The organism is Roseateles sp. (assembly GCF_036404855.1).
In the GTDB taxonomy this organism is placed as follows: domain Bacteria; phylum Pseudomonadota; class Gammaproteobacteria; order Burkholderiales; family Burkholderiaceae_C; genus Pelomonas.
Window position 1 is genome coordinate 1 of sequence record NZ_DASWYS010000086.1, and the last position, 9,829, is coordinate 9,829.

The following is a 9,829-nucleotide window of genomic DNA, read 5'->3' on the forward strand; positions in this document are numbered from 1 at the left end:
GAATGGTGAAGCTGTTGGGGTTGGCGGCCGTGCCGGTCAGCGGCAGAGCCAGGGCGTAACCGATCGTCGGGGCAGTCAGGACGACGGTGTTGTCGCCGAAGACTTCAGCGGCGTAGTTCTTATAAGAAGACTGGATGACACCAGCGTTGGCATTGACAGCCATGCCAGCGACAGCGGCCACGACCAGTGCAGAAAGAAGCTTTTGTTTCATTGAAATTTCCTCGATCAAGAGAACGTTTGAAGTTGACACCTCAACAAGCATGCCGGCTACCTAGGTTTGTTGACCGGACACGCCGCTGCACCGTTGGTTGATGTGACAGCTACCGAGCAGTATACCCACAGCCCAGGGGGCAGCAATGGTGAAACAGGGAGGAATGCTCGTTTTGTTGCAGGTGTCGGGTTTGTCTGAGGGGGTTATTCAGCCCCTGAAGGGTGGTTGCGGTCTTTACGTGGGTGTGCATTACAACCGAGTCACCGCTGGGTTGGGGTTCATCGCTTGCGATTCACGGCATCCATGAGCTCCTTCAGTAGCTGGGGGTCTTCCACAGGTTTGCCTGCACCCGGGCCCGACTTGTCGCCGGACTGGCGGGGCTGACTGCCCGAGGCTGGCGTCGCGGGGGCACCAGCTTGGGGTTGGACGTTAGCGGGATCGAGCCTAGGCGCAGATCTCGTGACGGCGCTTTCGGGAAAATCCCGACCGGATTGTTGTTGCGTACCAACGCCGGAGGTGCCGGAGCTGGGCCTTGCCGGGCTTTCGGCATCGACCGGCGGGAGGACATATGGCTTGCCGACGTTGGCGTCGCCGGGGCGAACACCCTCCGGCGGGCGCGCGCCGGCATCGACCTGCGGCGGGCGCAAGTGCTGCAGTGGCGTGCTGCTGTCCCAGGCGAACTGGCGACGGAACGCGTCCGTGACGGCGCGGGCCTCGAATTCGTCGTTGATGACGTAGGGCGTGACGAGCACGACGAGCTCGGTGCGGATGCGCTTGTCTGTACTGCTCTTGAAGAGGTGACCGACGACGGGCACGTCCTTCAGCAGGGGAATCCCGCTGTCGGAAATGGTGTTGTCTTCGCGCATCAGACCGCCCAGCAGTACGGTGGTGCCGTCGGCCACGGAGAGCTTGGTGGTGAGCTTGCGGCTGGAGAAGGTGGGGGTGGTTTGCAGGCCGAGGTCGGTGGCGACCACGGCCGAAACTTCCTGGCTCACGTCCAGGTCGATGCGGCCGCCTGCGTGGATGACGGGTTTGACGTTGAGGATGACGCCGGCATTGCGGTACTGGATGGTTTGCAGAACATTGGCCGACGAACCGCCGGGCACCCCAGAGCCATTGGTGGCCTGCTGCTGCTGGGTGATGATGGGCACGTCCTGGCCGACCTGGATCGAGGCGGTTTCGCCGTTGCGGGCCAGGATGCTGGGGTTGGCGAGGATGCGTGCCTTGCTGGCGGTGGCCAGGGCATTCAGCAGGGCATTGGTGCTGCTGGTGCGGCTGTTGATCTGCGCCACCATGCCGGTGCTGCTGCCGGTGTTGGTGAGGCTGCTCAGGTTGACGTTGAAGCCGCCGATGCGGAACTGGTCGAGGATCCACTTGAAGCCGAGGGTTTCGCTGTTGTCCAGCGCGACTTCGGCGACGGTGACGGAGACCAGGGCGGTGCGGGCGGGGCGGTCCAGCTCCTGCAGCAGGCCGAACCATTGCTGGTACTCCGTGGGGCTGCCCTGGATGATGAGGGTGTTGCTGGCGGCGTTGACGACGACGCGGGACTTGACGGCGTTGCTGTTGGCCGTTGCGGTCGCCGGATTCATGACCTCCTGCAGCGTCTTGGCCAGCTCAGCCGCGTCCATGTTGCGCACCGCATAGGTGAAGTAGCCGGCTGATCCTCGGCCGCTGGCGGGCTGGTCCAGTTCGGTGGCCCAGCGCAGCACATGGTTGAGCACGGGCTCGGAGGCCGCGAAGACGATGACGGAGTTCAGCGGACTGATGGGCAACAGGATGACTGGGGCCTGGGCGCCGCCGTTGTTGCCGACGCTGTAGCCCTGCGCCTGGAGAATGTCGGTCAGCTTCTTGGAGAGCTCGTCGGCAGACCAGTAAAGCGGGGCGATGCGTGCGCTATTGCGACCACGCATCATGGGCTGGTCCAGCACCTGGATGGCTTCCAGGGCGGCGCTCACGTCGTCGGTCTGGCCGCTGAGCAGCACGGCCTGGCGGGTGAGGTCGTCCTGGACGCTGACGCGCTGGCCGAACAAGGTCTTGAGCCAGGTGCTGACATTGGAAGGGCTGACGCTTTCCAGCTCGGCCATGTAGAAGATCGGGCGCAGCGACTGGGGTACGTCGGGCGAGGCGCGGCCGCGCTGCAGCTCAGGCAGGTACCCGGCATTGCCGCCGGCGGGGGTGACACGCACCAGGTTGTCGAACTCGGTCACAACGAGGCCGTAGCTCTTGAGCACGGCGCGGGCGGCTTCTGCGAGCGCGGTCGCGGAGAGAGTCTTGCCCGACTTCAGCGAGACGAGCTCCTTGCGTGTGGCGATGGCTGGGTCGACCGACACGTTGCGCTTGAGGATGGTGGCGTAGACGGTGTCAATGAAGACGGGCAGCGGCAGTTGCTCCAGGGAGACGGAGGCTTCGATGCCCGGCTCGGCGGGGTTGCTGCCCGCCGGGTTGGCGCGAGTGGCGCTGCGCGGGGTTGCCTGGACGGCCGGTGTCTGGAAAAGGCGTGCATCGTTGCGCGGCGTGGCTGCCGTCGGCGCGGTGGCAGCCAGGGTCGACGCTTCTGCTGCTGGGGCCTGCGTGGACGCCGCAGGTTCGGCGGGACGGTCCGGCAGGATGGTGGACGTGAGGTGCTGGCAGCCGCTCAGCGTGGTCGCCACCGAGGCGACCATGGCCGTGGCGAGCAGGCGGCTGGGCAGCGGGCGGGACTTGAGAGGGGCGGGCTTGGTCATGGCTCGATCAACTGGATGGTGCGCTTGCGGCCTTTGGCGTCCTGCAGCAGGACGCTGGTGGCGTCGATGGATTTGATGCGTTCGCCGTTGGGCAGCTTGTCGCCGGTCTTGAGCAGCAGAGGCGGCTGGTCGGCGGCGGTCAGCAGCAGATGGCGTTGACCGCGGTTTTCCGTGAGGGCGGCAAAACGCCAGACGATGTCGTCGCTGCTCGTTGCGCCTGCGGCCGTGGCGCCGGTCGCCGCAGGCGGGGCGGTGCGCTGGAGGGCGAAGACGTCCTGGGCCTGGAGGCGAGCGGCGAGCGGGTCGCGCGAAAGGTCAACCATGCCGCGCGGTGCAGGCGGTGCGGGAGGTTGGGCGGCCGTGGCCGAAGGCTGGGGCAGCGGCGCAGGCCGATGCCACCACCAGCCCAGGGTGCCCAGGCCGACCCAGGCGAGCAGTGCCGCCGCGAGGCGGGCGAGTGGGTGGGTGAGCCAGGCGTTCATCGGGCGGCCTTTGCTGCGGCCTTGTCCGCCGCCGAGGCTTCGATGATGACGGGCATGGAGATGCTCATCTCGACGCGGCGGCTGCGCTTGGAAACGGCCAGCGCATCAACGCTGGCGAGCTGGCCGCCGCGCTCGACGCGCTGCAGAACGCTTTCGAGGCTGCCTGGCGTGAGCTCGAAGCTGATCTGGGCACGGGCTCGCACGGCTTCGCGCGCCAGGCGGGCGCCGAGGCCGGTCGGGCTTGCGGCATCGGAGGGTTCGCCGGCCGATGCCGCTTGGGCGGGGGCCGCGGGCTGCACAGGCTGCAGTCGCAGCGTGGGGCGGGCGATGTCGGCATCCTTCAGCAGGCTGCTGAGCCAGTCGCGCAGCATGGCCTGGGCCTGGGCTTCGGAAGGGGCGTGCCAGAGCTGCTCCTGGAAGGTCTGCTGGGCGGCTCCGAGCTGGTCGCTGAGTCGGGCCCAGTCGACGCGGTCGGCAGAGATCTGCAAGGCCTGAACGCGCTTGCGAAGCGCCGTGAGTTCTCGGTCGAGCTTCTGCTGATGCTCCCAGGCACGCATGCCGAGTTCACCGACCACGGCCAGCAGGCCGATGCCGATGAGCAGCCACAGCGTGCGACTCTGGGGGCCGGGGCGCAATTGGGTGCGTAATTGCTGCCACTGCGCGGAGAGTTGGGTGGCAAGCGTGCTCATGGGGTGGCAACGCGCATGTTCAGGATGAGACTGGTGTTGGTGGAATCCAGCCCGATCCGCACGTCGTTGAAGCCTTGCAGCCTCTCGACGCGTCGGGTGATGTCGAGCATGACGAGCTGGCCTTCCGGGATGTCGAGCGCGAGCTTGAGCTGGCTGTTGCGGAAGTCCCATTCAGCGAGGCTGGGCGCGAGCTGCACGGCGACGGGGGCGTTGGGAGGTGGCGCGGTGATGGCATTGCCGGCGGTTTGTGTCGCCGGGGCTGACGCCGCGGGCGCGGGCAGCCCCGGCGCCGCCGCGAGGATGCCACTGGAAACGACCTTGTCCAGCAGTTCGAGCTGGGAACTGCGCGGGGCCAGGGCACTGAGGGCGTCGAAGTCGTCCCGCAGCGTGAGGTAGCGGCTGCGCTGGCTGAGGGCTTGCTCGCGCTCGCCGCGCAGTTGCGTGAGCATGGCCTGGTCGTCGCGCAGTTGTTGCACCGTCTGCAGATGGGCCCCGATGCCGAAGGCGACGAGGCCGCCGAGCAAGAGGGCGGCAGCCTGCCAGCGCCAGCCGGCCCAGGGGTCGGGCGTGGGAAGGTTGTCGCCGCGCAGCCAGTGCTGCGGTGGGTTGCCGAGATCGACCGGTGCGCTGCGTGAGGGGCGCGGGTGGTCGTCGGGTTGCAGGCCGGCGGCACGCACGAAGAGGGCCCAATCCTGGTCGGAGGGCGCGGTGGGCCACCAGCGGGTCAGGCGCAGCTCGCCGTCGGCCCAGTACTGGGCTTCGTTGCCGGCGCCGCGGGCCAGCAGGCGCAGGCCCTGGCCGGCCTGCTCGAGCAGGGGTTGCGGCCAGTGCTGGCGCAGCTCGCGGGCCTCGACATCAGCTGCGGGCTGCCACAGCCAAGTCTGGATCTGGCCGTCACCCTGATCGCGGTAGGCAAAGGCCAGGCGCGCGCCGGCGGGCACGTAGGGCAGCAGCTGCAGGCGCACGGCGGACTGCAGCGCCCGGCCCTTGAGCGGCGGGAGCTTGAGCGTCACGTGGCGCAGTTCGCTGCGCTCGATGGGGACGAGGCTGGGGCGGGCGAGCATTCGCTTCACGACGGGATCAGGGCGAGGGGCTGGGCAGGTTGTTGCCGAAGGGTGACCATAGCGGCGGCGGCGGAGTGTCGGGCAATTGGTCGGGCAGGGGTTGAAGTTGGGCGGTGTCGGGTAGCGGTTGGCGGCGCGGCAGGCGGTAGCTGTAGTTGACGTGCCAGGGTGTGAAGGCACTTTCGGCGGTGCTGGACACGGACAGATGCTGGCACCAGTCCACGCGCGAGGGGCAGATTGTGACCAACAGCTCGTTGGAGGGCACCGTGATGTAGCGACCGGCGGCGAGGAAGCTGCTTTCCGCGAGGGTGGGCAGGGCGTCGATGTTCAGGAAGGTGCCGGGCTCGCGGGCTTTCACGAGCTCGTCGGCCACCGTGGGGTCGAGCCCCGAGATGGCGGCCAGCACAGGTCCCTGGACGGTATAGCGGTTGACCGTGCGCACGGGACCGGTATGGACGTGGGCGATGAAGCGCTGCAGGAAATCCTCGGGCAGGTCCCGCCAGGCGACGAGTCGGCGCAGTTCTGTCGGCGTGAGCAGGCGATCATTGCGCGGGGGAGGCAGTTTGGCGGCGAGGTACTCGGGCGTTTCGGCGCCGCTGAGCCGCTCGAGGTCGTCCTTGTCCGTGTAGTCGAGCAGCACGTCGGTGAGCCGGTCCACCTGTCCCAGATCGGTGAGGCCAAGGGCCACGAGCAACCGATAGATATCCTGGCGCGGCGCGCGACGCAGGCCCAGCCGCGCGCCGGCATCGGTGTAGCTCACGACGGCCCCGGAGCTGCTCAGATAGGAGCGGCCGTCGAGCTTGACGTTGCCCATGCTGTCGCCTCGGCGGTAGAGCACGCTGCCAAGGAAGAGCGCCTCGGCGCTGGCCTCGGCGACCTGGCGCGTGGCGATCCGGTCGGCTTCGATGGTCAGCACGAGGCGGCGCAGCTCGTCGCTGCGATGGGCCATCATGACGATGCCGACCGAGATCAGCGCGAGGATGGCGACGGTGACGGGCAGCACGAAGCCGCCGCTGGCATGGCGCGGCGTCATGGTGTGTTCATGCCGCCCAGCGGCGAGGTGGGTTCGCCGAGGCGCCAGCCCGAGGCGCGCGGCGTGGCGAGCAGTTCGTGAGCCCGACTTTCGCCGGCAACGGTGTACGAGAAGGCGACGAGGGCAGGCAGGTAACTGTCCCGATCCAGCGGCAGTGGCATGCCGGCCTGCGTGGGCGGTGGGGGCCAGGTGTCATGCCATTCGCCAACTCTGTCCAGGTAGCGCCAGCGGGCCTGGCTGAAACGCCACGGCAGGGGTTGGCTGGCCGCGTCACCATGAGTGACCTGCAGGCGCTGGCCGTCGGGCGTGGTTTCGAGCTTCACGGAGACAGGCAACGGCGCCGCGCCGATGCTCGCCAGCAGTGACGTGGTGGTTTCCGTGACGAAGCCCTTGTCGTCGGCGCTGAACTCCGTGCCGGCCTGATAGTCGGGAACGAGGGTTTCGCTGATGAGCTGGCGCAGCACGAGGGCGAGCTGCTGGTGGGTCCGGGCGTGCTCGGCGACGCTCCCGAGCTTCGCCTGGGCATTCATGGATTGATGCCAGCCGAGCGTGAGAACGGCGAACAGCATCGCGAAGATGGTCACCGTGACCAGCACTTCGAGCAGCGACAGGCCGTGTTGGCGGGCGCGGCGCATCACGGGTTGAGACCGAAGGGGCCCGTTGGCTGCGCGCGCGTTTGCAGGTGCCCGGCCAGCTGCAGGTCGCGTTGCAGCACAAGGGCCTGATCGGCCCGGCGAAGCACACGGAGGCTGACCTTGTAGAGGCCGACCTGATAGGGACTGAGGCCCATGGGGTGCCGGATCTGGTTCACGGGCGGGCGCAGCGCCTGGGATTGCCAGTCGTAGACGTAGAGCTCGGTCTGCAGCTTGCCCTGCGGCTGGCGGGCGGGGTTGATGGCTTGGCTCAACTCGATCAGGTTGCGCTCGATCTCGGCTTCGTCCAACAGCTCGACCGCACGGTTGGCGGTGCGGTAGGTCTGGCCGGCCCAGCTGAACAGGGCGGCGCCGAAAGTGGCGACGATGACGAGGGCGACGATGACTTCGAGCAGTGCAATGCCGCGGCGTTGATGAGCCCTGCTCATGCGTCAGCTCCCAGCGGGATGACTTGGAGCCCGCAGCTCAGTGCATCGAAGTGCAAACGCCAGCTCTGAACCGGGGGCGGCGCCGTGAGCAGCAGGCTGCCCTCGGTGCAACTGCCGGCGCGGCCCAACTGGGGAGCCGGGTCCAGGGGGGTCAGCGTCCAGCCCGGCGGCAGTTCCAGTGGTGGCAGACCGTCTGCCATCGGGCGGGCGAGACCGCTGGCGTCCAGCTTGACCTCGGCGCCCATGGCGGCGGCGCGTACGGGCAGCAATCGGGCACTCCCGACGACCTGGGCCAAGTCTGCCGCCCGGTACGCGGCGTCAAGCCGCCGCGCCAGCGCCGGCACGGCGACCGCGGCAACCAGACCGATGATGGTGAGCGCGACGACGACTTCAATCAGCGTGAAGCCGCCCTGGCTCCTAGGCATTGCAGTGAGTCAGTTCGGGGCGTCGGTGCCGGCCTTCTTGGCGAGCCCGATGTCGGCATCGATGCCTTCGCCGCCGGTCTTGCCGTCGGCCCCCAGCGAAACGATGGAGAAGGGCCGGCCGTCTTCACCCGGCACACGGTACTGGTAGGGGTTATTCCAGGGGTCCATCGGCACCGCCTCGTCGAGGTAGGGGCCCTTCCAGCGCTCACGCAGCTTGGGGTCGGTGGGAGGCGTGACGAGCATGTCCAGGCCCTGCTCGGTCGTCGGGTAGCTGCCGATGTCCATGCGCAGGGATTCGACGGCGCCGCGCAGCAGCTTGATCTGCACGCCAGCGGTCTGCACCTTGGACGAGTCGACCCTGGCGAAGAGGCGCGGGCCGACGAGGCCGGCAACGAGTCCGATGATCACGAGGACCACCAGCATTTCGAGCAGCGTGAAGCCGCGTGTGCGGCGGGCCTTGTTGGACATGGTTCAGAACTTGACTTCGGACAGGGACGTAAGGGCCAGCACGACGCCCACGACGACGAGGGCGATGATACCGCCCAGCACGATGATGGCCGCCGGTTCGATCAGCGCGACGAGGCGGCGTCGGGTGCTGCGGTTGGCATCCAGGGAATAGGCGGCGACATGGCTCATCATCTGGCCGAGCTGGCCGGTGCGTTCGCCGACACGCACCATGCTGAGCGCGGTGGCTGGCAGCAGTTGGCGCTCCTGCAGCGAGCGCGATAGGGGTTCTCCGCGGCCGATGTCGGCGAGGCTCTCGCGCAGGCCGTGCTGCACGTCGGGCAAGCTGACGGCTGAGGCGGTGAGATCGAGCGCGGTCAGGATGGGCACGCGACTTTGCAGCATCAATGCCAGCATGCCGGTCCAGCGCGACAGCTCCTGCTGGTGCAGCCAGGGGCCCAGGAGCGGCCATCGCGACAGCATGCTGCGGATGCGCTGGGGCCCGAGTGCGCGGCGTACTGCGATGCCGATACCGATGGCCGCTGCCATGCCGAGCAGCACGGCGACGACGTGCTGGTTGAAGAAGGTGCCGACGGTCAGCACGGCTGCGGACAGCCAGGGCAACTCGACGTTCTTGCCGGCGAGCAGGCTGGAAAAGCGTGGCACGACGAAGGAGAACACGAACAGCACGGCCGACACGCCGGCAGCGATCAGGATGCTGGGGTAGACCAGGGCCTCGGAAGTCTCGGCGCGGATCTGCTCGTCGAAGTCGAGCTGTTCGGCGGCGCGGGTCAGGGCGGCGGGCAGGTCGCCGGTGGACTCGCCGGCCGCGACCAGGGCCAGCACGTAGGGGGGCAGGGGCAGGGCCGGCGATTGCGCCTGCTGCTGGAGCGCGGCGGAGAAGCGCTCGCCGGACAGCACGCCGGACAGCACGGCGGTGAGGGGTTCACCCTGGGGGCTGTCGCGGCGGCCCTCGAGCAGGGTCCGCAGCGATTCTTCGAGGGTGACGCCGGCCTGTAGCAGCGAAGCGAGTTCGCGCACCAGCAGCATGGTGGCGATGCGCGGCTTCTCCCGGCGGGTCCTGCGGCCCTGGGCGGCGCGGCGCGCGCGCAGCGGCTTCAGCTCGATGGGGCTGAGGCCCTGCCGGCCCAGCGCCTGGGCGGCTTCGTCTTCGGTGGTGGCATCGAGTTCGCCCTTTTGCAGGCGGCCCTGGCTGTCCAGGGCTTGGTAGGCGTAGGGCATGGCGTCAGCAGGCGAGTGCGGCGTAGGGCGCGAAGCCGGCCGCAGGCGAGAAGCGATTTTCCCATAGCCGTCTCAGCCCGGCCCGGTGCTCGGGCGTGGCGCGATCGAGCAGCACGCGCAGCTGCGCGTGGAAGTCGGAGAAGTGGCGGTGATCGAAAGTCAGGCCAGCGCCCAGGGCCACGAGTTCGCGATGCACGGCAATGTTGGACAGCAGGCAGGGACAACCGGCACGGAGCGCTTCGACGACGACCAGTGGCAGGCCTTCGGTCAGCGACGGCAGGACCAGCGCATCGGCCTGTTCGAGGATGGCGCCTGGCTGGTCGACATGGCCGGCGAAGCAGACGCGGTCGCCGAGGTCGCGAGCGCTGGACTCGAGCGCGGCGCGTAGCGGCCCGTCGCCGCAGAGGATCAATGCCAGACCAGGGGCGGCGTTCA

12 protein-coding genes are annotated in these 9,829 nt (G+C 68.4%); all 12 read right to left on the bottom strand.

The window, feature by feature from the left end; translation table 11 throughout:
• On the bottom strand, positions 1 to 211 hold a 211-nt coding region (locus VGF12_RS05685; protein WP_331175074.1), incomplete at its 3' end, for a hypothetical protein.
• Between the two features lie 278 nt (positions 212 to 489).
• Complete coding sequence (locus VGF12_RS05690) at positions 490 to 2,934, bottom strand: type II secretion system protein GspD (protein WP_331175075.1); 2,445 nt, start codon at positions 2,932 to 2,934, stop codon at positions 490 to 492.
• Entirely contained in the window at positions 2,931 to 3,416 is a 486-nt protein-coding gene (locus tag VGF12_RS05695) for a hypothetical protein (RefSeq protein WP_331175076.1), read from the bottom strand. Before VGF12_RS05695 ends, VGF12_RS05690 begins: the two co-directional genes overlap by 4 nt.
• Positions 3,413 to 4,105, bottom strand: coding sequence for a hypothetical protein (locus VGF12_RS05700; RefSeq protein WP_331175077.1), 693 nt, complete (start codon positions 4,103 to 4,105; stop codon positions 3,413 to 3,415). Before VGF12_RS05700 ends, VGF12_RS05695 begins: the two co-directional genes overlap by 4 nt.
• The gene (locus tag VGF12_RS05705) at positions 4,102 to 5,178 is read right to left on the bottom strand and encodes a hypothetical protein (RefSeq protein ID WP_331175078.1); all 1,077 of its coding nucleotides are present in this window, start codon (positions 5,176 to 5,178) and stop codon (positions 4,102 to 4,104) included. Before VGF12_RS05705 ends, VGF12_RS05700 begins: the two co-directional genes overlap by 4 nt.
• A 7-nt stretch (positions 5,179 to 5,185) precedes the next feature.
• On the bottom strand, positions 5,186 to 6,202 hold the full coding sequence (locus VGF12_RS05710; protein WP_331175079.1) for a hypothetical protein: 1,017 nt from the start codon (positions 6,200 to 6,202) through the stop codon (positions 5,186 to 5,188).
• On the bottom strand, positions 6,199 to 6,837 hold the full coding sequence (locus VGF12_RS05715; RefSeq protein WP_331175080.1) for a type II secretion system protein: 639 nt from the start codon (positions 6,835 to 6,837) through the stop codon (positions 6,199 to 6,201). The genes VGF12_RS05710 and VGF12_RS05715 overlap by 4 nt, the downstream gene beginning before the upstream one ends.
• A complete protein-coding gene (locus VGF12_RS05720) occupies positions 6,837 to 7,283 on the bottom strand; it encodes a type II secretion system protein (protein ID WP_331175081.1) in 447 nt (148 codons plus the stop codon). Before VGF12_RS05720 ends, VGF12_RS05715 begins: the two co-directional genes overlap by 1 nt.
• Positions 7,280 to 7,708, bottom strand: coding sequence for a type II secretion system protein (locus tag VGF12_RS05725; protein ID WP_331175082.1), 429 nt, complete (start codon positions 7,706 to 7,708; stop codon positions 7,280 to 7,282). The genes VGF12_RS05720 and VGF12_RS05725 overlap by 4 nt, the downstream gene beginning before the upstream one ends.
• 9 nt (positions 7,709 to 7,717) lie before the next feature.
• Positions 7,718 to 8,176, bottom strand: coding sequence for a type II secretion system major pseudopilin GspG (gene gspG, locus VGF12_RS05730; RefSeq protein ID WP_331175083.1), 459 nt, complete (start codon positions 8,174 to 8,176; stop codon positions 7,718 to 7,720).
• A gap of 3 nt (positions 8,177 to 8,179) precedes the next feature.
• Complete coding sequence (locus VGF12_RS05735; RefSeq protein WP_331175084.1) at positions 8,180 to 9,394, bottom strand: type II secretion system F family protein; 1,215 nt, start codon at positions 9,392 to 9,394, stop codon at positions 8,180 to 8,182.
• A 4-nt stretch (positions 9,395 to 9,398) separates the two neighbouring features.
• Positions 9,399 to 9,829: glycosyltransferase family 4 protein (locus tag VGF12_RS05740; protein ID WP_331175085.1), on the bottom strand; the 431-nt coding region annotated here is incomplete at its 5' end.